Source organism: Alginatibacterium sediminis, assembly GCF_003610775.1.
Classification (GTDB): domain Bacteria; phylum Pseudomonadota; class Gammaproteobacteria; order Enterobacterales; family Celerinatantimonadaceae; genus Alginatibacterium; species Alginatibacterium sediminis.
Genome location: NZ_RAQO01000004.1, coordinates 890,270 through 913,894, shown reverse-complemented (window position 1 = coordinate 913,894; position 23,625 = coordinate 890,270). Strand labels below are relative to the sequence as shown.

17 protein-coding genes are annotated in these 23,625 nt (G+C 42.9%); 10 read left to right on the top strand and 7 right to left on the bottom strand.

Going from position 1 to position 23,625, the window contains the following annotated elements; all coding sequences use genetic code 11:
* Positions 1-23 precede the first annotated feature (23 nt).
* From DBZ36_RS07135 to DBZ36_RS07095, 9 genes are all read left to right on the top strand, one after another.
* The gene (locus DBZ36_RS07135) at positions 24-602 is read left to right on the top strand and encodes a NapC/NirT family cytochrome c (RefSeq protein ID WP_120354214.1); all 579 of its coding nucleotides are present in this window, start codon (positions 24-26) and stop codon (positions 600-602) included.
* 13 nt (positions 603-615) lie between these two features.
* A complete protein-coding gene (locus tag DBZ36_RS07130; RefSeq protein WP_120354213.1) occupies positions 616-753 on the top strand; it encodes a TIGR02808 family protein in 138 nt (45 codons plus the stop codon).
* Between the two features lie 150 nt (positions 754-903).
* Complete coding sequence (locus tag DBZ36_RS07125; RefSeq protein ID WP_120354212.1) at positions 904-2,676, top strand: DEAD/DEAH box helicase; 1,773 nt, start codon at positions 904-906, stop codon at positions 2,674-2,676.
* Between the two features lie 111 nt (positions 2,677-2,787).
* Positions 2,788-4,188 (top strand): D-alanyl-D-alanine carboxypeptidase/D-alanyl-D-alanine endopeptidase, encoded by a 1,401-nt coding sequence (gene dacB / locus DBZ36_RS07120; RefSeq protein WP_120354211.1) that lies wholly within the window; start codon positions 2,788-2,790, stop codon positions 4,186-4,188.
* 137 nt (positions 4,189-4,325) lie between these two features.
* Positions 4,326-6,938 (top strand): aminopeptidase N, encoded by a 2,613-nt coding sequence (gene pepN / locus DBZ36_RS07115; RefSeq protein WP_120354210.1) that lies wholly within the window; start codon positions 4,326-4,328, stop codon positions 6,936-6,938.
* A 34-nt stretch (positions 6,939-6,972) separates the two neighbouring features.
* On the top strand, positions 6,973-7,188 hold the full coding sequence (locus tag DBZ36_RS07110) for a DUF2835 family protein (RefSeq protein ID WP_120354209.1): 216 nt from the start codon (positions 6,973-6,975) through the stop codon (positions 7,186-7,188).
* 271 nt (positions 7,189-7,459) lie between these two features.
* Positions 7,460-12,292, top strand: coding sequence for an NAD-glutamate dehydrogenase (locus tag DBZ36_RS07105; protein WP_120354208.1), 4,833 nt, complete (start codon positions 7,460-7,462; stop codon positions 12,290-12,292).
* 60 nt (positions 12,293-12,352) lie between these two features.
* The gene (pyrD, locus tag DBZ36_RS07100) at positions 12,353-13,363 is read left to right on the top strand and encodes a quinone-dependent dihydroorotate dehydrogenase (RefSeq protein ID WP_120354207.1); all 1,011 of its coding nucleotides are present in this window, start codon (positions 12,353-12,355) and stop codon (positions 13,361-13,363) included.
* A gap of 243 nt (positions 13,364-13,606) precedes the next feature.
* Positions 13,607-14,176, top strand: a complete 570-nt coding sequence (locus tag DBZ36_RS07095; protein WP_120354206.1) for a cell division protein ZapC domain-containing protein — start codon at positions 13,607-13,609, stop codon at positions 14,174-14,176.
* 178 nt (positions 14,177-14,354) lie between these two features.
* Here the strand turns inward: DBZ36_RS07095 and DBZ36_RS07090 are convergent, their stop codons facing one another.
* From DBZ36_RS07090 to rimK, 4 genes are all read right to left on the bottom strand, one after another.
* Positions 14,355-15,353 (bottom strand): ABC transporter substrate-binding protein, encoded by a 999-nt coding sequence (locus DBZ36_RS07090; RefSeq protein WP_120354205.1) that lies wholly within the window; start codon positions 15,351-15,353, stop codon positions 14,355-14,357.
* A gap of 246 nt (positions 15,354-15,599) precedes the next feature.
* On the bottom strand, positions 15,600-16,028 hold the full coding sequence (locus tag DBZ36_RS07085) for an ATP-dependent zinc protease family protein (RefSeq protein WP_120354204.1): 429 nt from the start codon (positions 16,026-16,028) through the stop codon (positions 15,600-15,602).
* A 22-nt stretch (positions 16,029-16,050) separates the two neighbouring features.
* Positions 16,051-17,064 carry a succinylglutamate desuccinylase/aspartoacylase family protein gene (locus DBZ36_RS07080; RefSeq protein ID WP_120354203.1) on the bottom strand — a complete coding sequence of 338 codons (1,014 nt, stop codon included), beginning with the start codon at positions 17,062-17,064 and terminating at the stop codon, positions 16,051-16,053.
* Complete coding sequence (gene rimK / locus DBZ36_RS07075; RefSeq protein WP_120354202.1) at positions 17,061-17,966, bottom strand: 30S ribosomal protein S6--L-glutamate ligase; 906 nt, start codon at positions 17,964-17,966, stop codon at positions 17,061-17,063. Before rimK ends, DBZ36_RS07080 begins: the two co-directional genes overlap by 4 nt.
* Before the next feature lie 173 nt (positions 17,967-18,139).
* Between rimK and DBZ36_RS07070 the strand changes: the two genes are divergently transcribed.
* Complete coding sequence (locus tag DBZ36_RS07070; RefSeq protein ID WP_120354201.1) at positions 18,140-19,021, top strand: LysR family transcriptional regulator; 882 nt, start codon at positions 18,140-18,142, stop codon at positions 19,019-19,021.
* A 77-nt stretch (positions 19,022-19,098) separates the two neighbouring features.
* Here the strand turns inward: DBZ36_RS07070 and DBZ36_RS07065 are convergent, their stop codons facing one another.
* From DBZ36_RS07065 to DBZ36_RS07055, 3 genes are all read right to left on the bottom strand, one after another.
* Complete coding sequence (locus tag DBZ36_RS07065; protein ID WP_120354200.1) at positions 19,099-19,455, bottom strand: DUF413 domain-containing protein; 357 nt, start codon at positions 19,453-19,455, stop codon at positions 19,099-19,101.
* Positions 19,456-19,559: 104 nt separating this feature from the next.
* On the bottom strand, positions 19,560-20,399 hold the full coding sequence (locus tag DBZ36_RS07060; protein WP_120354199.1) for a mechanosensitive ion channel family protein: 840 nt from the start codon (positions 20,397-20,399) through the stop codon (positions 19,560-19,562).
* Positions 20,400-20,575: 176 nt separating this feature from the next.
* Complete coding sequence (locus DBZ36_RS07055; RefSeq protein WP_120354198.1) at positions 20,576-23,551, bottom strand: ExeM/NucH family extracellular endonuclease; 2,976 nt, start codon at positions 23,549-23,551, stop codon at positions 20,576-20,578.
* Positions 23,552-23,625 lie beyond the last annotated feature (74 nt).

Below are 23,625 nucleotides of genomic sequence, written 5' to 3'. Positions count from 1 at the left end.
TCGCGCCGAGCTAGGAGAGGTATATGTTTAATTTTCTAAAACGCTTTTGGCAACGCCTAAGTACGCCCAGTAAAGCCGGTGTAGGTTTTGTCTTGGCGCTTGGCTTTGTCGGCGGGATTATGTTCTGGGGTGCTTTCAACATGGGTATGGAGGCGACCAATACAGAAGAGTTCTGTTCCGGTTGTCATGCCCCTATTGTTGAAGAAATTCAGTCTACGATTCACTACAGCAACCGTTCTGGTGTTCGCGCAATCTGTTCTGATTGCCACGTGCCCCATGATTGGACAGATAAGCTAATTCGTAAAGTACAAGCAAGTAAAGAAGTCTTTGCCCATCTAATCGGTACTATTGATACGCCTGCTAAATTTGAAGCTAGGCGTGGTCATTTAGCTGCTCGGGAATGGGACAGACTCAAAAACAATAACTCTCAGGAGTGTCGAAATTGTCACGAGTTTGAGTATATGGACTTCACGGTACAACGGAGCCGCAGTCAGGCACAGCACTCAACTGCGTTGGCAGATGGTGAAAAAACTTGTGTTGATTGTCATAAAGGGATTGCTCACCAGCTTCCTGATATGAGTGGCATCGAAGGCTGGCAATAGCAGAGGGCAATGTATGAGCAGTTTAGAATCAATAATTTGGCATGTGCTTGGATATGCCGCCATGCCAGCAATCTTAGTGTTCGGATATTTAGGTGTTACCGTAGTTTCACTGTGGATTTTGAGCATGGGTAAAGATAAAAAAACCGGTTAAAAACCGTTCAATTTTGTGGCTTAGTGGACACGTGAGCTAGGTCACAGAATTGATTTCAAAGTAAATGCGCCAGATCACAAAATTTTAAGAGACTTTTGATATTAAAAGTCGTATAGTGCGCACCCTTTTTGACTAAATAGCGAACAATTAATGAGCAAACCAGATAGCCTACGGTTCGAAGATTTCTCTCTCCCTTCGGAGATACTTAAAGCAATTCAAGATATTGGATTTGAAACTCCGTCTCCAATCCAAGAGAAGACGATCCCATTGCTACTGGACGGCGATGATGTACTTGGAATCGCGCAAACAGGTACCGGCAAAACTGCCGCATTCGGCCTGCCATTAATTGCACGTATTGACCCAAAACTCAATCATCCGCAGATGTTGGTTTTAGCGCCAACACGCGAGTTAGCAAACCAAGTTGCCGAAGCCCTTCAGTCTTTTAGTCGCAATATTGCTGGACTAAAAGTTTTGCCAATTTATGGCGGACAAGATTACGGACAACAGCTGCGTGCTTTAAAACGTGGCGCCCACGTGATCGTTGGTACTCCTGGTCGAGTTATTGACCACCTAGATCGCGGAACGCTTAAGATTGAGAACTTAAAATCTTTAGTATTAGATGAAGCCGATGAAATGTTACGTATGGGCTTTATTGATGATGTAGAACGCATCATGAAAGACACGCCTGCGAGTCGTCAAACTGCTTTGTTCTCGGCAACTATGCCAGCGCAAATTCAGAAACTGACCAAGCGTTACATGAACTCGCCGAAAGAAGTAAAAATTGAGTCTAAGACTCAAACCGTAAGCAATATTTCACAACATTTTTGGCAAGTGACACGCCTTGGAAAAATGGAAGCTCTTGCTCGCTTGCTTGAAATGCAAGAAGGTAGCGCTACTATCGTGTTCGCGCGTACCAAAACAGCGACGACTGAAGTTGCAGAACGCCTAGAAGCACGTGGATTTAAAGTCGCAGCATTGAATGGTGATATGAACCAAACCATGCGTGAACGTACTATTGAGCGTTTGAAGTCGGGTAGTGTTGATGTCGTTATCGCCACTGACGTAGCTGCTCGAGGCTTAGATGTTGAGCGTATAGGCCTCGTTGTAAACTTTGATATTCCTTACGATAGTGAAGCCTATGTTCACCGTATAGGACGTACTGGTCGTGCTGGTCGTTCTGGTAAGGCGGTATTGTTTGTTGGTGGTCGTGAGCAGCGCTTGCTGTATACCATTGAGCGAGCAACTAAACAAAAAATTGAAAAGCTTGAGTTGCCAACTACTGAGCAAATTGAAGCCATGCGCCTTCAACGTTTTGAAGAAGAACTTAAAACATTGGCGCAAGGTGATGACTTAGCAGTTTACCGCACTATTAGCGAGAAACTAGCTGCCGATCTTGAAATGGACGCGTTTCAACTTGCGAGTTTGTTGTTGATGAAAGGCCAAAGCAAACGTCCTTTAATCATGCCAAATGATCCGCCAGAGCGTTTAGGTTCAGGTAATTCATCTAGCCAAGGCGATCGTCCAAGCCGTGATCGTCAAAGTCGAGGCCGTGATGGTGGTCGAGACGGTGGTCGTTTCGAAGGTGGACGTCAGCGCCGTGAAAGCGGTGGTCGTGATGGTGGTGAGCGTCGTCCTCGTCGTGAAAATAGCGGTGAAGCTCGTGCTCCTCGTCGTGATCCAAACATGGAAATGGAAGTTTACCGCATTGATGCTGGCCGCGAGCATGGTATTCAAGCGCGACATATTGTTGGTGCGATTGCTAATGAAGCAAAGATTTCCAGCCAGAATATTGGACATGTAAAACTGTTTGATGACTATTCAACTGTTGAATTGCCAGTGGGTATGCCTGAAGGTGTACAGAAGCATTTGAACCGCAGCTTTATTTGTTCGCGCCCAATGCGAATGACTAAATTCGATAGCTAAACCTTGTCTCAATATTTATTACTTTAAAGGGTCGCATTGCGGCCCTTTTTCATATCGTTAATTTCCTTTCCGGTTTATGCTAGTGCGATAATTATCTTTTCTGGGATCCCAATGCGCGCTTTGCTGTTAGTAATTTTTCTGTTTTCCTTTTTTACAAGTTCTTCTTCTCTAGCCGCTGGTGTACCCAACTCGCAATTGGCTTTTCGCAGTCCATTTGTACAAATAAATGATGACATCATGATGATGCCTGCGAGTGTTCAAAAGTTAATTACCGCCACTGCTGCTGCACATGTATTGGGTCCAAACTTTAGATTTGTCACTCGCTTAGATGTATACAAAAATGACAAGGGCGGTCTAAACGCACGCTTAGCACTTAACGGCGACCCAACGCTTAAAATGTCAGATGTACTACAGATGTTTGAAAGCGCTCGCGATCAAGGTTTAAGCGACTTTGATGTGTTGGAGTTAGATGTGAGTAGCTTTAATGGGCATCAGCGCGGAGGAGGTCAAGTTTGGAACGATCTAGGTAAATGTTTTGCTTCGCCTATTTCTGCTTTCAATTTAAGCGAACATTGCATTCGCGGTAATATTAAACCTGGGGCGATAGGGCAGCCGGCAATCAGTTCAGTGTCAGACCCCGAGTTGCTTAAACTTGATAGTAATGTAGTGACGGTTAAAAGTACGGCGCTATGCAGTTTGGATTTGAGCGTGGTCGGTTCAAACCACTTTCGTCTTGACGGTTGCCTCAAAAACACGGTTGAACAAATACCCCTGAGTTTTTCTACTAATGACCCTCAGTCTTGGTTTATGTCAAAATTGGTTCGCGGATTTAAGCACTCGCAAATGAGCTGGCCAAAGAAGGTTGATATTCTAAATTGGCCAAACAAAACCCAGATGGGCAAAGCACAATGGCGATTTAAACATCAAAGTTCTAGCTTGAAAACTCTAATGCCATTGGTATTGCGTAATTCCGATAATCGAATAGCGGACTCATTGTTTGTGCAAGTTGGCTTGCACAAAAAAGGCGTTGCTAGCTTCAGTACTGGCACGCGTGCAGTGAACGGTATTATGGAAGACTTAGGTCTAAATGCGAGTCGACTGCAGTTACGTGATGGTTCCGGACTGTCTAGAGAGAACCTCGTGAGCGCTAATTTTGTATTTCAATTGCTGCAGACTATTCGCGACCGCAAGAATTTGCAGTGGTTAATACAAACCATGCCAGTATCGGGTGAAAGTGGCACGCTACGCAACCGAAGCAGCGTAAAGAGTGAGCCTTTAAAGGGATTGGTCGTTGCAAAAACAGGCTATATTAATGGTGTTCGTAACTTAGCTGGTTATCTCCATGTACAACGCCAGTGGGTGCCGTTTGTGAGTCTTAGCAATGGGGCGGTGTTAAGCGCCCAAGAGAGTCGAGCCGTGCGCAGTCGGAAAATAATGCATCCCCATTATCAATGGGAACAGCAGCAGCTTCTTGAATTGCTAGCTCAAATTGAGTTGCAGCAAGTTCAATAGCTCGATAGACGCGAATTCGTTAACTTTACAGTTATTATAGCTTATAGTTGACGCCGGATTAGCCGACTACTCTAATCAACGGATTCTTTACAGTAGAACTGAAATCCGAGTCGGCCGTTACTTTATTAGGGATTTATATGTCAGCTTTAGCAAAATTTCGTTTGGACTATCAAGCTCCGAGCCACACTATTAAAACCATCGAGTTAGATATCAGTCTGAACGAAACGGCCACCAAAGTCGTCGCAACTACTCAAATCAGCCGTCTTGATGATAGTTCCAAAAGTTTAGTTTTGAGTGGTGAGCAGATGACATTGCTGTCAGTTTTGATTGATGGCCGAGTTCACACCGATTATGTTTGCGATGAAACCAGTTTAACGCTAACTAATATCCCCGCTGATTTTGAACTCGAAGTTTCAACGCAAATTGATCCGCTTAACAACAAGACTTTGGAAGGCCTATACGTCTCTGATGGCGCTTATTGTACCCAGTGCGAGGCCGAAGGATTTCGTCGGATTACTTACTATCTAGACCGTCCAGACGTACTAGCTGTATTTACCACAACTGTTCGTGCGGACAAATCCCAGTTCCCTTATCTACTCAGTAACGGTAATAAAGTTGCCTCTGGAGACTTAGGTGATGGACAACATTGGGCCAAATGGCACGACCCTTTCCCGAAGCCAAGTTATCTGTTTGCATTAGTTGCAGGTGATTTTGATGTACGAGAAGACAGCTTCACTACGCGAAGTGGTCGTGAAGTAGCGCTCCAAATATTCGTCGATAAAGGTAATTTTGACCGCAGTGAACACGCAATGACGTCTTTAATTGAGTCTATGCGTTGGGATGAAGAACGCTTCGGACTTGAGTACGATCTAGATATTTACATGATTGTTGCAGTCGATTTTTTCAATATGGGAGCAATGGAAAATAAAGGACTTAATGTCTTTAATTCGAAGTATGTGTTGGCTAATAAAAACACTGCCGTTGATGAAGATTTCTTAGGCATTGAAGCCGTTATTGGGCATGAGTATTTTCATAATTGGACGGGAAATCGAATTACTTGTCGAGATTGGTTTCAGCTCTCTCTTAAAGAAGGCTTAACCGTATTTAGAGATCAAGAATTTAGTTCAGATTTGGGCTCGCGCAGCGTTAATCGGATTAAAAACGTACGTACGCTTCGTGGTCATCAATTTGCTGAAGATGCCGGTCCAATGGCCCATCCAATTCGTCCCGAGAAAGTGATTGAGATGAATAACTTTTATACACTAACAGTGTATGAAAAAGGTTCTGAAGTGATACGCATGCTACACACCTTACTGGGTGAGCAAGCGTTTCAGGCAGGGATGAAGTTATATGTAGAGCGCTTTGATGGTCAAGCGGTAACTTGCGATGACTTCGTACAAGCGATGCAAGACGCATCCGGTGTCGATTTAGTCTTGTTTAAACGTTGGTATAGCCAAAGTGGGACACCGGAGGTAAGTGTTCAAGAAAGCTACGACGCTAGTCTTGGGCAATACCAGTTAACCTTGAGTCAGCTTACGCCTGTTACTGCAGACCAAGATACAAAGCAGCCTTTGTATATTCCGGTTGGTTTTGAATTACTCGATTCTGCAGGCAAAACCATTGTGGCTAAAATAGATGGTAAAGCACTATCAAGACCAGTACTCGACTTTACCCAGGCACAACAAGCCTGGACTTTCACCGGTCTTAATGAAAAGCCTTGCGCGGTGTTGTTTACTGAGTTTTCAGCACCAGTAAAGGTTAAGCGAAACCTAAGCAGTGATGCTCTACAACTAATACTAGAAAACGCGAGCAATGAATTTTCGCGTTGGGACGCCGCCGCTCAAATGTTCAACTTGGCTTGCGTATCGATGGTTGCTGATATTCAACAAGGCAAGCGGGCGCAGGTGCCCGACTCTTTGCTAAATGGCTTGCTTAAAGTGCTAGAAAACCATGACCTTAATCCGGAATTTGTGGCCTTAGTGTTAAGTGTACCCTCGGAACAAGAATTCTATGAGTTATTCGAATTAGTGGACGTTGAAGCCGTTGCAAGTGTTCGCGATCAATTACTTTCAACGATAGCGACGCAATTACAGCCTCAACTCAAACAACGAGCGCTACAGATGCAGTCCCAAGACCAAGGTACCTTGTCGCACGCTGACATCGCGTGCCGCGCTTTAGTTGCTCGCTGCCAAGTTTATTTAGCGCATGTTGACCCAAGTTGGGTAATACAATGCTATAACGACGCGAGCAGCATGAATGACAAAATTGCAGCCATGGAATCTCTGGTCGCAGCCCAAGCGCCTGGAGTTGAGAAGATTCTAAGTGACTTTGAAAATAGCTGGTGTAACGAGCCATTGGTGATGGACAAGTGGCTAAGTATGCAAGCGCGCGTTAGTACAACTGGTGCAATTGCGCGGGTTGATAAATTGCGTGAGCATCCTATATTTAGTTTAGAAAATCCAAATCGAGTTCGTTCAGTGATAGGGGCCTTCATTATGGGGAATCAACGTAATTTCCATGCTAAGGATGGTAGTGGGTATGCTTACCTTTGTCAGGTGCTAATCGACCTTAACAGTCGCAATCCACAACTTGCTGCCCGCTTGATCACGCCTATGATTCAAGTTAAACACTTTGATGATAACCGTAAAGCATTGATCAAATCCCAGCTGCAACGTTTAGCTGCTCTTCCTGATTTAAGCAAAGATTTGTTTGAGAAGGTGAGCAATGGTTTAGAACAACTCATTAAATAGACCGATGGCGGCGCTCTTTTGAGCGCCGTATTATATGACTCAATATTATTTTTCTATTTTTGTAAGTTATCGAGAGTTTCTTAAGGTTTATCGTGGCCAAGTGAGCTCGATTGTTGTGTACGAAGAAGGCGGTTTAAGGGTTCAAATTCCGGCCATGAGGTTTTTGCCTTTTGTTACAGCTGCCGGTATAGAAGGGCGCTTTCGTTTAACATTGGACAACAATAAATTTGTCGAATTGATAAAAATATAGCAAAAATGCGCGTCAAGCCTCATTTTGAAAGAGCTTCTGAATTGCTAAGCCTTACTTCAGCTTTATAATGTATCTATAACATTTTGTTAATATTTAGAAGTTTAGCGTTATTATATGTTGTTCATCACATTCAACCGGTGGCGCTTTACTTCCGTTTATAACTTAACGCTGTTGTTGTTCATTTTACTTGGCTGGTTAATGCAGAGCCGTGAAATCATCAAAATGAGACACTGACAGTACTTATAGGTTTTACTTGAGTTAAGAGGCATTTATGACCAGTAGCCAGTTTTCATCTTCAGTTCTTCTCGAAAAAGTTTATAAAATTGTTCACCACAAACTCCCCGCCGATCAAGCTCTAACTGCTCAACAATTCATGTCAATTCTATTTGGGAACATGAGCCATTCAGATTTGTTAAATCGTAACGACAGTGATCTATATGGCGTTGGGATTGGTTTGTGGAACGCACTCAACTTAAGCCATGAGTCTGAAAGCCATATTCGGGTTTACAATCCAGAACTCAGTCGTCACGGATGGCAATCCACGCATACAATTTTGGAAATAGTAGTTAACGATTCCCCATTCTTAGTCGACTCAATGCGAATGCTGCTAAGTCGCAACGCAATAAACTGCCATTTGATGCTACATCAACCAATTAAAGTAGAGCGCAATGCTCAGCGCCATATTACCAAGGTTGCTAAGGCCTCTCAAAGTGATGAAAAATTACAAACCGTATTTATGGTTGAGATTGACCGTCAAAGCGACGAAGAAGCTTTACTTAAGATTCGAGCCGAGATCGAGCTGATGCTAAGCGAAGTTGATCTTGTAGTTAATGATTGGCAACCGATGCTTGATGAATTGCGAACCCACACCAAAACCTTGAGCCAGTATTTAGGCAAACAAAAGTCTGACCAATATCAGCATAGTATTGCCTTTCTCAATTGGGTTGGGGAACACAACTTCACCTTGATGGGGTATCGATACTACGCGTTAAAGGCGGTAAAGGGAGACTACATTCTTAGTGGGGCGCCTGAGTCTAGTCTAGGTCTATATAAGAATATAGCTGCTGGACAGCCAGTTAAGTTGTCGACTTACACACCAAGTGGTCGAGAGCTTGCGCTGGATGACAATCCATTAATCTTAAATAAAAGTAATTACTTGAGTCGGGTGCATCGACCCGCCTATATCGACCACGTCGGCATTAAAGATTATAACGCCAAAGGACAAGTTATCGGTGAACATCGCTTCATTGGTCTCTATGCAAGTTCCATCTACAATCGTTCGGCATTAGAGATACCGCTGATTAAGCAAAAGCTCATGCAAATTATGGATAGTTCGGGTTTGAAAACCGGCAGCCATGCGTTTAAAGCCTTACTTAATATCATGGAAACATACCCACGCGATGAACTCATCCAGGCTCGCGCGAACGAATTACTAGAGATCGGCTTAGGTGTAGAAAACATTCAGGAGCGCGATTTAGTTCGATTGTTTGTTCGAAAAGATGTCTATGGACGATTCTATTCTTGCGTAGTTTATACGACCAAAGATCGCTACAACACAGCACTTAGAATTAAGACTCAGGAAGTACTTAAACAGCATTTTGGATCCGATGAAGACGTCGAGTTCAGCACCTTTTTCACTGAAGGGAATTTAGCCAGGACCCACTATATAGTTAAAGTAGGTGATCCGCATCAGGAGTATGAATTGACTGAACTTGAAGCCAACCTTATTGAAGCTGCGCGTTCATGGGAGGACAAGCTCTCAGACTCGCTATCGTCTAACTTTGGCGAAGAGCGGGGTAACGAGCTGTTCAATAAGTACCAAGATGCTTTTCAGCGTTCTTACAAAGAGGATGTATTGCCAGGCTCTGCTGTTGCAGATATTACCCAACTAGAGCTACTTAATAGTCAAAACCAGCTCGGTATGTTGTTTTATCGACCTCAAGAAGAAAACGACAATTCGAATGTTGTTCGCCTCAAACTATTCCACCTAAGTGAGCCGCTACACCTTTCAGATATTCTACCAATTTTGGAAAATACTGGGCTTCGAGTGATTGGAGAGCGGCCATATCGCATGATCACGAGCGACGGCAGCGTTTACTGGATCTTAGACTTCTCAATGTTGTACGTGGGTACTTCAAAATTAGATATTGAGAAAAACCGCGATAACTTCCAATCTACGATAGCCAAGGTATGGAATGGTGCGCTCGAAAACGATGGCTTTAACAAGTTGGTGTTAGGAGCGCTTGCAAGTGGACGAGAAGTGGCACTGCTGCGCGCATATGCTAAGTATATGCGTCAGATCGGCAGTAATTTTAGCCAAACATATATTGAAGAAACGTTAGTTAACTATCCGCAAATATCGCAATTGTTAATTGCTTTATTTAAGCGCAGATTCCAACCGAGTTTAAAGCGTTCTGCTGAGTCTGAAGCCAATTTAGAAAGTAAAATTATCAAATGGTTAGATAGCGTAGAGAACTTGGATGACGACCGTATTATTCGGCGTTTCTTAGAAATGATCAAAGCGACGCTTCGAACCAATTACTATCAGCGTGACGCAAAAAAGAATGAAAAAGATTATATCAGCTTTAAATTTAACCCCTCTGTAATTAGTGAAATGCCGAAGCCACTGCCTCACTTCGAAATATTTGTTTACTCGCCACGGGTCGAAGGGGTGCATTTGCGTGGTGGTAAAGTTGCACGGGGAGGACTGCGTTGGTCGGACCGAAGAGAAGACTTCCGTACGGAAGTGCTCGGTTTAGTTAAAGCCCAGCAAGTTAAGAATACGGTAATCGTTCCTGTGGGAGCAAAAGGTGGCTTTGTTTGCAAACAATTGCCAGCTATTTCCGACCGAGACGCTTGGTTAGAAGAGGGCAAAGCTTGTTATCGTACCTTTATTCGCGGTTTGCTAGATATCACTGATAATAATTTACACGGTGAGATTGTGCCGCCGCGGGATGTAGTCCGCCACGATGAGGACGACCCGTACTTGGTGGTTGCAGCAGATAAAGGCACTGCAACATTTAGTGATATTGCCAATCAACTCAGCGATGAATATCAATTCTGGATGGGCGATGCTTTTGCCTCTGGAGGCAGCAATGGCTACGATCACAAAGGCATGGGAATTACGGCGAGAGGAGGATGGGAGTCGGTAAAACGTCATTTCCGAGAAATTGGCATTGATTGCCAAACCACAGACTTTAGCTGTGTTGCAATTGGGGATATGGCTGGCGATGTATTTGGGAACGGCATGTTGTTATCCAAACATACCTGTTTAGTTGCAGCGTTTAACCACCAACATATCATCATTGATCCTAAGCCCGACTCAGCAAGTTCTTATGCTGAACGCCGTCGTCTTTTTGAACTACCTCGCTCATCTTGGTCGGATTACAATCAAGAATTAATATCTGAAGGCGGTGGTATTTTCTTACGCAGTGCTAAATCAATTCCGCTTAGCAAAGCTATGCAATCGCTTTTGGATACCGACGCCAGCAGCCTGACACCGAACCAGCTAATAGGGCTTATACTTCGGGCCAAGGTCGACTTATTTTGGAATGGCGGGATCGGAACCTACATCAAGGCAAGCTCTGAGAACAATGCAGAGGTTGGTGATAGAGCGAATGATGTCTTGCGCATCAATGGCTCTGAACTAGGTGCAAAAATTGTAGGCGAGGGCGGAAATCTAGGTATAACGCAACTTGGACGGGTCGAAATAGCTCAGCATGGTGGCAAAATTAATACAGATTTTACCGACAATGTTGGTGGTGTTGATTGTTCCGACAATGAAGTAAATATAAAAATTCTACTCAATAGTTTGGTTACTGATGGTGAACTTACTCAAAAGCATCGTAACCAAGTATTGGTTGAGATGACAGACGATGTGGCTAAAATTGTGCTGCGTAACGCTTATCGTCAAAGTCAGTCTATTAGTATTTCTCAGCTACACCAGCCTTCTAACGCCAAAGAAATATCGCGTTTTATGCACCATCTAGAACAGCAAGATGAATTGGATCGAAGTTTGGAGTTTTTGCCTAACGATGAAGAGTTAAGTGAACGTAGTGTGAAGGGGCAATCACTTGAGCGACCAGAAATGGCTGTTTTAGTTGCTTATGCGAAAATGTCCCTCAAACAGCATCTTAATGTGCCTCAGGTTAGTGATAATCCTTTCTATACTCGGATTTTGGAACAATCATTTCCACGTCTTCTTCAAGACAAGTACGCAGAAAAAATGCAACATCATCCGCTTCGCAGTGAAATTATTGCTACCCGATTAGCTAATTTGATCGTGGATACGGTTGGCTTCAATTTTGTCACTCGCCTCAATGAAGAAACGGGAAGTACGCCGGCTGAAATTTGTGAGTGTTTTGTTGTGGCAAGTGAGGTATTTGAGGTTGAATTAACCCTACAAAAAATTGAAGCTCTAGATAATGTAATTGATGCCCAATTACAATTAGAGATGATGGATTCTTTACGTCGTTTAATGCGCCGAGCCACGCGCCGTTTCTTAACGCTACGAGATCGAAGCTTAAGCATTGAACAGCAGATCGAACGTTATCACCCCAGCTTTGCAGCTTTATCTGGTGGCTTGAAAAAACTATTGGTGAACAAAGATAATGAAGCTGTTAATAAACGAGCGGATTGTTTTGTAGGGCAGGGAGTGCCGCAGGGACTAGCGTGCCAAATGGCGCAATTAAATTCTATTTATTCGGTTCTAGACTTGGCTGAAATTAGTGCGGAGCAAAATCAGCCCTTAAGTGAAGTGGCTGTTATTTACTTTAAACTTGGCGCTGACATTGGTTTGCATTGGTTCCTACATCAAATAAACCAACAGTCAGTAGAAAATCATTGGCAGGCCTTGGCCCGTGCAAGTTTCAGAGAAGATCTAGATTGGCAACAACGCCAGCTGACGCAAACGGTGATCGCTTGGGATTCTAGCCTAAAAGAACAAGTGCTAGTCGATGCTTGGAAACAAGAACACGCGCAGTCGTTGACACGTTGGAGCAACATGCTTAACGACTTTAAGACCAGTGGCAGCCATGAATTTGCCAAATTCTCAGTTTTATTGCGTGAGTTAAACATTTTAAATTTAAATTGTAGTTCAAAATAGGTAGAATCTACGCCCCGAAGCCCCCTGTCATTCTACGCTCGGGGCACATCGGAGCCGAATATGTATTATCCCTTAGCAAAAAGCCTAATGTTCCAGCTCGATCCAGAGAAAGCTCATGATTTAATCATTGATAGCTTTAAGCGAACTGGAAACACACCTCTCAATTTACTCTATAAGCAAAATATAGCAGCAAAGCCTGTTTCATTGATGGGTCTAGAGTTCCCCAACCCGGTTGGTCTCGCAGCTGGCCTAGATAAAAATGGTGAGTGTATTGATGCGTTTGCAGCGATGGGATTTGGCTTTGTCGAGGTTGGTACGGTTACTCCTCGAGCTCAATCTGGTAATGACAAACCTCGAATCTTTAGACTTGTTGAAGCTGAGGGGCTTATTAATCGCATGGGGTTCAACAATAAAGGTATTGATTACCTTATTGAGCAAGTGAAGCAAAGTTCTTTCAATGGCATTCTTGGTATTAACATCGGCAAGAATTTTGATACTCCAGTTGAGCATGGTAAAGATGATTACCTGATAGGCATGGAAAAAGCCTTTGAACATGCTTCATATATTGCAGTTAATATCTCAAGTCCTAATACACCTGGTTTACGTAATTTACAGTATGGTGAGGCATTAGAAGATCTATTAAAAGATCTAACGCTTAAGAAAGATCAATTAAGTGAGCAATATAATAAACACGTTCCTTTATTGATCAAAATTGCGCCAGATCTAGAAGATAATGAAATTGAACAAATAAGTGATGCCTTAATTCGCTATAAACTCGATGGTGTTATAGCGACCAACACGACTTTAGATCGTCAGCTAGTCAAAGCCATGAAGCATGGACAAGAAGCTGGTGGTCTAAGCGGTAGGCCACTTCAAAACAAATCAACGGTAGTGATCAGCAAGCTTTATAAACATCTTGGCGATACGGTACCGATTATTGGTGTTGGTGGGATCGATTCAGCAATAGCAGCAAAAGAAAAAATTGAAGCAGGAGCAAAACTAGTTCAATTATATAGCGGCTTTATTTACAAAGGTCCTGGATTAATTAAAAAAGTAGCTAGAGTATTCTAAATTGTTTAACTACTATTCAGTTTGATAATAAAACATTTGAATTTGATTGTTTAGTAAGCTATAACTAGTTCATATTACAAATAAATAAAAAGCGACTTCCAATTAAAATAAAGGATCATTTATTATTAAAATGATCCTTTATATGATCAAAGTGTATAAGATCATTGTGGCGCTATAAATGTATAGTTTTACCCGTAAGCAATTGGAATGTTCGGGCCTGTTTACTGAGTAGGGAAATAAGCGTTGTCTAATTTTAGTCCTGATAGCACTTGGCGTTGGAGCTTTTGTGACAAACAACAATCACTAGTTTTAAATATTGGTGATAGTTTTCAGTTTGTGTCCGTTATTAATGACAAAAACTGCGCTAATCCACAAGATTGTGAGCAAAGTTTTTTACCAGAGCATCTGGCCTATTACAGCAGTCTTCTTGATCAAATGGACAACCTTGATTGGCCGTTCGAAACCAAATTACATATCGTTTTACAAGCCTTAGCTAACGGGTTTTTCCACAAACCAATCATGCCTCAAAGTTGGCATTTTCAAATAGCTGCCAGCAGTATTCGTTGGAATCAGAATACTGATTTTCAGTGTGGGGATATTGTAGTTTTGAGAAATTTGGACGACCAAGTAGGGCGTTTTCTCGTTATTGAAACCAGTTATCAAACGGCGTGTTGTATGTTGATCGATCCCGTATTGAAGTTAGATGATCGTAAACAGTTGCAACAGTTTCAAATGATCAAAGTTATGACGGATCGTTTACAAGACTTGTCGCAAGTGATGGGCAGCCAAAATGGTTATTCAAAAGTAGGCTAAAGTACCGGCTACATGTCCTGCTAAAAAGTAGCACAGTCCGAATAACTAGCAGAAGTTTAAAGCTGCTAAAGCGCATACGAAGACAAGCAATAACAGTTACTCATCTCAGATCTTATAACGCTAACCCAGACTGGGTTCAATCTAAGCTAGCATCATCCATTTGATAATTCTCTACCTGCTAAAGTGCAGCTAGAGCCTTATTTAGCTTTTCGATTTGTTGGGGGTTAAACCAGACTTTCCACAGTTCTGGGAACTCTTTAAGAAAGTACTCCATGGCATAATCGCCATCAGCCTGATTATCTTCCATCCAAGCGAGTAGTGCGTTCATTTGTTGATTCGTAAATGAGCGTTTTCCAAGATAGGCATTAGCTTCGGGCGCTTTGCTGGCAAAGCTATAAGTAGTAACGGTTTGAACCAAAGAAGGTGGGTACATAATCGGTCGCGGCTCATCACACTCAACTTGACTAATACAGTCATTGTAATGAGCTTGGTCGCTACCTTGTCCAAACTCAACCTTAACCATAGGGTACTTGCCCAACACTGGTGTCGGAGCCCAATAGTAGCCAAACCAAGGTTGTTTGCGCTCGTAGGCTTTGGCAATGGTTCCCGCAAGCCCTGCACCTGAGCCTGGATCTATTATAGTAAAACCAGCTTGTTCTAAGTTAAGAGCATCAAACAAGTGGCCTGCTGTAAGCTGGCAAGTCCAGCCTGCTGGGCAACCGTAGAATGCGAAACTGTCTTCCCCTTCGGGATGTTTAAACAAGGCTGCATGTTTTATTACACCTTCAATGTTTGCCATTTCAGGATATTGCTCAACTAAGTAGTCCGGAACCCAAAAACCTTCTTCGCCGCCGTCACTCAGAGAAACCCCAGCATAGCTAAGTCGTTGCTGTGCTACGCCGTTGTCCAAAGCTTCTCGCATTGAATTACTCCAAAACTCTGGAGCTATATCGGGTTCGTTCTTTTCGACCATAGAAGTACCTGTTGGCATGGTGTCGCCGGGGATAAGTTGAGCGTCGCAATCGAAAACATTTCTAAGGACGAATTGATCGAGATGAGCCATAAAGCTTGCTGAGTTCCAATTCATATCAGCAATAGTAACTTCGCCACATTGATTGGCTAGACCGGGTAGGGGAAGAATTAGTATAAAGGTTAGTGCTGCTAATCGTGTCTTCATGCTAGGTTCCTTATCAAAAGCAAGCGCTTGAAATGATGTACAAATGAAAGTTATACCTGCGAAGTTTAGTCAATAAAACGATGGATATAAAAAGGCGATTAAGATTAATTTAAAAATTATGAGTTGAGTCAAATTAGTAAAAAGCAGTAGTTACGTGATTAAATTGTTTTCTAGTTTGGACCGCACAAATAGTAGTTTTCGTTGTGGCTATCTGTGCTGTTCGTATCCAAATTAACTGACTGGTAATTACTCATCTAAGTATAGAAAAGAAGCTGAAGGGTCAACCAATACTCGATTAGCCATAGCTTCTCGGCCCAATAGCATTGAATAGCTCATGTCTAATCGATTACTTAAGGTTATTTCAATCGGCCAATCATGACGCCCCAATTTGAAGGTAGTTTTAATGACGCACCGTTGTTCCACTTCGCCATTGGACGACTTTATACGTCTGGAGTCGTGTAATGGTGAGGTACATCGAACAACGTTTTTTAGGTTATAGACGTCTGGATGCAGGTCGAAGCTAACAAAAGGCCGCCCATTTTTTTTAAAGCGCTCCAAATTATCAACATGCAATGACGACGTTTTTGCACCTGTATCAATCCTTACTTCTAGTTCGTTTATGCCAAGTTCGGGGAGGGAGCATAATTCCAAGTTCCCAATTATTATTTTATCCACCAACTTTTCTCCATTGGATCGACTATATAGGTTCTATTCGTTGCAGTGCGTCTTGCATCTGTTCTATTTGTTCTGCAACTAGGTCTTCATCATCACCGTAGTAAGCAATGTGATACATCGCTTCACCTTCTTGAACTAATGGAATGTTTTGTTTGCCAATGATGATTCCAGAACGAGTGGATTTAACTTGCATTATTAGTTCGCCCATTGGGCTATTAATATCAGCAAGAACAACGCCTTTTTCAACCAGAGCACCTAGTTTCGCGTACTCGCAAACGAATCCGCTGGCATTAGCTCGGACCCAATCGCTGCGGTTAGCTATATACTGACTTAGCGGTTTGGGTGCACGCCTTTTTCGTGTGATCCCCAAACTAGAAAGTACATTTAATACCCCTTTAACACCAGTTTGTATCGACAACTCATCAAATCGAAGCGCTTGTCCTGCTTCATAAAGTAGCACCCGGGTCCCATTTCTAACCGCTGACTCGCGGAGCGAGCCGTCTCTTAAATTAGCATTTAGAAGTACTGGTACATTAAACGATTTTGCTAAATCCAAGGTTTGTTTGTCGTCAAGGTCAGCGCGAATTTGGGGTAAGTTTGAGCGATGGATTGCTCCAGTGTGCAAATCAATCCCATAATCGCAAAGCTTCACTATTTCGTTCATAAAAGTATGCGCTAAACGCCCCGCTAAAGAACCTTTAGCGCTGCCAGGGAAGCAGCGATTTAAGTCACGGCGATCCGGCATGTAACGACTTTGATTAAGCACTCCGTAAACGTTAACCATAGGTACTAAGATAATAGTTCCACAAATAACTTTCAGCTTTGAGGCCATTAATCGCCGTATAATTTCGACACCATTGAGCTCATCGCCATGCACTGCAGCGCTTACAAATACTGTTGGCCCTACTTTCTTTGCTCTAATGACATGCACCGGAATCGACATTTGGGTATCGGTGTATAGCTTTGCTACCGGTAAATCAATTTGTTTTTCTTGTCCGGGATAGATATCTACCCCGGCAATAACGAAATCGCTCATCCTTTTCCTTTAGTACGGTTGGCATTTGGTTTTGCATTTTTTTCGATAAACTCATAGACCAATCCCGCTACATCTTTATTAGTGGCCTTTTCAATACCTTCGAGGCCAGGGGAGGAATTGACCTCCATGACAACTGGTCCATTATTTGACTGTAGTATATCTACGCCACAAAGGTTAAGTCCCATTGCTTTCGCTGCATTAACGGCGGTTGCGCGTTCTTCCTTAGACAAGCGAACTAGTTGTGCATTTCCCCCACGATGTAAATTGGATCGAAACTCTCCTTCTGCTGCCTGGCGCTTCATTGCTGCTACAACTTTATCTCCAACAACAAAACAGCGAATATCTGCGCCACCAGCCTCTTTGATAAACTCCTGCACTAAGATATTTGCCTTGAGCCCCATAAACGCCTCAATAACACTTTCTGCTGCTTTGTTGGTCTCTGCGAGCACCACACCAATACCTTGAGTACCCTCGAGCAATTTGATGACCAAAGGAGCGCCGCCAACGTTCTTAATTAAATCCTGAATTTTGTCAGGTTTACTTGCAAAGCCAGTGCGCGGTAGACCTATACCTTTACGAGAGAGTAACTGTAGTGAACGCAGTTTGTCGCGCGAGCGGCTTATTGCAACTGATTCGTTGACACAAAAAGTTCCCATCATTTCGAACTGACGAACCACTGCAGTCCCATAAAATGTGACTGATGAACCAATACGTGGGATGACAGCGTCGTATTGTGGTAATACTTGACCGTTGTAGCGTACGGTTGGGTTGCTACTAGTGATATCCATATAACAATGCAAGGTGTCAATGATATCAACTTGATGTCCACGCGCGATACCCGCTTCTTTTAGGCGTCGAGTAGAGTATAGATTTTCGTTACGCGATAAAATGGCGATGCGCATTTGCAATTCCTTTAATTTTTAGTGATGGATTAATGTGCGCTACGCAGGTTTGCTGTAGCGACTATTGATGGCGCGAAATTAGCTCCTTTAAGGGCATAAATAAAACGAATAATTTTTATCGTTTCAACAATTAAAGTTTGTTAGGCTGCCATTGCTCGCTAAAGGGAAAAATAATGGACGTTAAGGTTTTTAAGACATTTCTTGAAGTGGCTCAAGTTAAGCACTTTGGTAAAGCAGCAGAGAATTTATACATTACTCAGGCGGCGGTTAGCGCTCGAATAAAACAACTCGAGAATTTCTTTGATAGTCCATTGTTTGTGCGCCACCGCAATGCGATTAAGCTCACTTCATCCGGTGAACGCTTAGTACCTTATGCAGAAACAATGGTACGAACGCTTACCCAAGCAAAAACAGAGCTAGCTATCGAGCACGAGCAAAGCGTTCAGCTAACCCTAGCTGGTACACCAAATATATGGGATGCATTTTTACAATATTGGCTCAGCGTCGTCGTTGATGCGTTTCCGGGGTATTCATTTCTGGCCGAAACATCGGCGCGCGAGCACATCACTAGAGCCCTTATTGAACGTACACTTGATCTGGGTGTTACCTTAGACCCACTAAAATCAGATGAATTGTATTCCAATCGGGTAGAGGACTTGATACTGGTATTGGTTTCATCTAAAGCTCAGCTTAGTGAAACCGCCTTAACCGATAATTATGTCTATGTTGATTGGGGTACCCGTTTTGCATCAGAACATGTTGAGCGGCATAAGCGGATCCCACCTCCTATCTTGCGCACTTCAAATGGTCGAATTGCATTGGACTTCATACTAGAGAAAGGGGGATGTGCCTATTTACCGCAAACCATGGTCGAACCTTTTCTCATTTCGCAGCAATTGTTTGTGGTATCAGACAGCGACTCTTGGGCGCGACCTGTTTACATCAATTACAGAAAAGATGCGGCAAATGTTGAACAGATACAACGTGTTGAACGTTTAATTAATCGCACCGAAGCGGCTCCGGGTTACTTAATTCAGCAAGCTAGTGAGCAGTAGAACAATGACTGGAACTGTTGCTGCAATCCTGCACCGTATTATATTGCACAGGATTGATTCTCTTAGACTGGTGATGGCTAGATTGCTTCATCAACTATATAGTCATCTTCATCGTTTACCGCATCGTTAGCAGGCGACTTTTTATAGCTATTCAGGGTATGAAAATTTCGCCGTCCGCGAGCAAGTTTAGTATATTTAAGCCATAGATGTTCAATAGCAGAGCTTGCTTTTGAGGGGTTTTTTAAGACCTTTAGAAAATGCTTTTCGTCAGCATTTTCAGGGCTCAAGCTGCCATTTTCCAAGCTTAGCATGGTATCCCCATAAAGGCTGAGAAGCTCAGCCTCATTCAAAGTAAAACAGCCAGACTTTGAAAAACCTTTAGGGAACTTTCGGTCATCATAAAATCGTTTACTTCCGCTTCTAAATTCACTCATTAACGTAGCTCAAAAATTAGTTTCGAGATAAACATAATCGTGAAACAGTTTAAGTTAAAACGAAAAATATTTGTCGTTACGATAACAAAGACGTAAATATCCCTTTATTTAGCAATAGAAGCTTTCTCTCGTTGCTCATGTTCGATGCATAATCGCATAAAGTCGGAGGTGAGTTTTTGTTCAATATCTAATGCTGTTTCGGTTGGGCAAAAAATTGTAAATTCGAGTTTAATTAGACCAATATCTGTCGTCCCAACTTCTAACTGGGGTTTGGGGCCAACGATACTACCACCGATTTTACGTTCAATTGATTGGTTGTATCGCGCAGCTACATCTTCGAATTCTTCACAATACCCATTGGCATTAGTTTTTAGTTGTTCCGAAAAATCAAATGGATTTACACAAGTATCGCGAACTAACACAAAATTATGCACCGCATAGCGTTTTAGAAAGTTTAGGTTTTTAATGGTACTTGTAATCAGCTTGTTATTCGGAATGTACAGTGTTTTTCCCGTGTATTGATAGTTATGAATGTCAATTTCTAGGACTGTCGTTTTTACCCAATCTAACTGTGAAACTTCACCAACATATTGGTCAACTTGTATCCATTCTCCAGCTTTGAAAGGCCGGGTAGACATCAAATAGAAAAATCCTATCAAGCATTGAATGAATTCTTTGGTCGCAATAACGATAGCCACAGCAAATGCGGCCATTGAAAACGCAAATTTTTGTAGTTCACCAGCCCATACATTGAAGATCATCAGCGCCAGAATAAATATCAGGAAGTTTTTTAAATTACTGATGAGATCGCGATGGTCTTTACCGTGCGCTTGTTGTTTTCGGTCGATTAACTTTAGGGCTATATAGCGAACCGAAAAGGTCACGAAAATTAACGCAATAGTCAGTAAAAACTTGTTGTCTAATAATGGGTATAAAGTGCTCATGGGCTGGCGCCTTGCCAAAAGAGGTCAATCGGTAGTTGCGGGCAATCTATCACTTCGCAGGATAAGTTTCGAGAGGATTTTTGAGATTATTTTGATGCACTAATTCGTACATAGGGACCAATTAAAAGGCCGCCGTTTGGCAGCCTTTGCGCTAGTAAATATATGTCGATATAGATTTAATCGTTATCGATGATATGCACAATAGAATGCGATATCTCGCCTATCTGCGCACCTTTACTCCAAAGCAGCATCACTTTGAAATGCTCATCACCCTCACTTCGTCGGTCATCATTTATCTTAATATTGATGTATTTAGTTTGCGTATCTCCACCAGTCCATTTTAGTCGTTGGAAGAATCGAGCCTTATAATCTCTCCAACTTGCGCTGCGTGGTAATACTAAAGCAAATACTGATGCTGACTTTGCGCTACCGTTAATAAGGTTTACAGGGATTGCGATTAAACCTTGGCTTTCATCAACGCGGTACTCCGCTTGCTCAAGGCTGAGGCTAGGCTCCATTACAACGTCGTGAATATTAATTTGTATCGAATCGATAGTTAGCTCTGGGCTACCCTCAACAACTTGGAAAACTATCTGGGCTTGCTCTAAACCTTCTATAATGTGATCGGCAAAGGTACTTATCGCTATCTGTTGTGAGCTGTTATCTCCGTTTTCCCAAACTAGAGTCCCAACGTCTAAGCGTATATCTTGTGCATCAGCACTTTGGCCTTCGATACTATAGGCGAGCTCAACACGTCCATAACTGCCTTGAGAACGATTCACCGTGATATGATTGGTTTCCCCTTCTTGAATGTCAAAGCTTGGTGAAAACTCAATACTGCCGGCAGACTCCATATTTAGATAAACCACAACGGCGTCATGATCTGAGGCTCGATAGGCGCTAGTATCGTAATAAATTTGTTGCTGTAGTTCACTTTTGAACTCGGTATTATAGTCGAAAGCACGCGGTTCATCGCTATTGCTATTCCATACATGGGCATTGACTACGCGGGCTTGTAAGTCACTAGACGCCAAAGCATGATCCAAACTACCGGCCAATTCGTCAAAGTAGTAGCTGTAGGACTGAGCATCCAATTGTTTCGCTAAAGAAAGGTAGCCTGCTTGAGCAAAACTCTGAATTGGGTCTTCACTGCTATACGCATTAAAATCACCAATAAATAGGACGTTTTCTTGTCCGGCATAGGCTTGGCTTAAGGTTTGAGCGGCCAATACGCGCTGCCCATTACAATTGCCTTGACCATCATTATTATTTGGGTCGCCGATGCTTTCACATGAGCTACCTTTAGATTTAAAGTGATTCACAACCACTGTTATAGTTTCGCCACTGCTACTGACAAAGCGCTGCCCGAGAGGGACTCGGTGTTTTGCTGTATCGGGATCAAATGGTGGTGTTGTGAGTAACTGAGCACTGCCATCCTTGCTAACCCGACTAGGGCGGTAGATCATTCCAACTGCAATAGCATCATCACCAATTAAGCCGAGATCATCTGGACCTATAAAAGTGTAATGCTGTTGAGCATCTAGTTGTGAATTTAGCGCATCCAACAAGCGTAAAATAGCTGAGTTCGGTCCAAAGCCATTATTCTGAATTTCCATTAAACCCACAATGTCAGCATTTAACTCAATCAGGGCACTGACGAGTTTGGCTTTTTGACGTTCAAGCTCAAGCTCACTGTCTGCACCTCTAAAGGACGTGCCGCCGGTATCTATATCGCTAAAGTAATTAAGGACATTGAAACTTGCGACACTCAGTGCCGAATCTAATTCAGAACTTGGTGCATCTGGGCGCTGATTGCCTTCAATTACGTTTAAGGCTTGCGTCACTTGGATCCGATACTCACCAAAGCTTAGTTGAAGCGGGCCTTCGACATTTGCGATAATTGCACCTGAGCGTAGTGGAATAGCCATTTCGAATTCAGGATAGAACGCGATTAACTCGGGGTTTTGAGCGGTACTACCATCATCGATACCAATGACATTAAGACTATTCTCTAGACCAAGATTTATCGCCTCAGCGCTATTGGGTGTATGCACTTCAGTAGGCGTATAACGCTTACCATTAGACAAACTTGCAGTTCCGTAACGATTGAAGTTGTAATCTAAGGTCAGATGTAAACTTTGAGGAAGGACCACATACATACCGTCCAAGTAACTGAGATCTGTACTTGAGAATGGCAAGGTGATCGCTTGCGCAGTAAAACTAGTGTTTTCACCACAAATACTTAAAGCGCTGACATCACTGAGCTGTGTGTTGCCATAGTATTCGGCTACTGTTCCTACGACTCGAACATGATCGCCAACCTCGACGCTGTATTGTGTATCGTAAACAAACAGACCTTCAGAGGTCATCGTGTCTGAATCTTGTTGCGCGTCATCTTCTTGAATAAAGAAACCAGACAGTTGAGAGTCCCCTTGTAAACTTGCGGTAACCACCGCCTCAACAATGTGTTGCTGACCAGTAAAAGGACTCTCACTACCGGAACCTTGGATATCATGAATGAGGGTCGCGGGCTCGTAACAAGCGCCGATTTCTAAGCCCGGATCAGGATCGATACCGCCTTCACAGATATCTATTCCACTGCAGCCAAGCCCTGCGAAACTATCTATGGCAAAGGCTTGCCACTTTAGGCTTGGGTCAAAGCTTAGGTTGTTATTTGAATCAACTGAGGTATCAAAGCGGCGTAAACTTTGATTTTGCGTCGTAACATCTCCGGTTTGCCATTTTGAGCCAGGGTCTAAGCCAATTTGTCCGATACGGTCGACCAAGGTTTCGCCCATAAATAGGCCTAATGCATCATCGCCGTTAAAAAAAGTGATGTTAGAACTGTCGCCCAACATACGTAGCTCTTCTACAGACGAGCTGTTAACAAAAACTATGGAGCTCCCCGACGCTAAAATACCGCTTAAATTTTGCGTATTTGTAGGGCCGTCTGCTAATGGTCTTCCATTTGCATATAGGCGTATTGAATACGATCCAGCACTTAGATCAATATCATCGTCGCTTAAATTGCTGACTTCGATAGCTTTGTTGTTTCCAGAGCCTTCGACGTACTCGGTAAATAGTAAGTTTGAATTAGCTTGCGCGCAAAAAAGCGCGACTAAGCTAACACAACTAAGGAGCTTCACGTCCATGTTTGTTCCTCAATCAGGTAGTGGTTAAATGTTGTTCCAAACTAAATAGTCCTTTACTTGCGTTACAACTATGG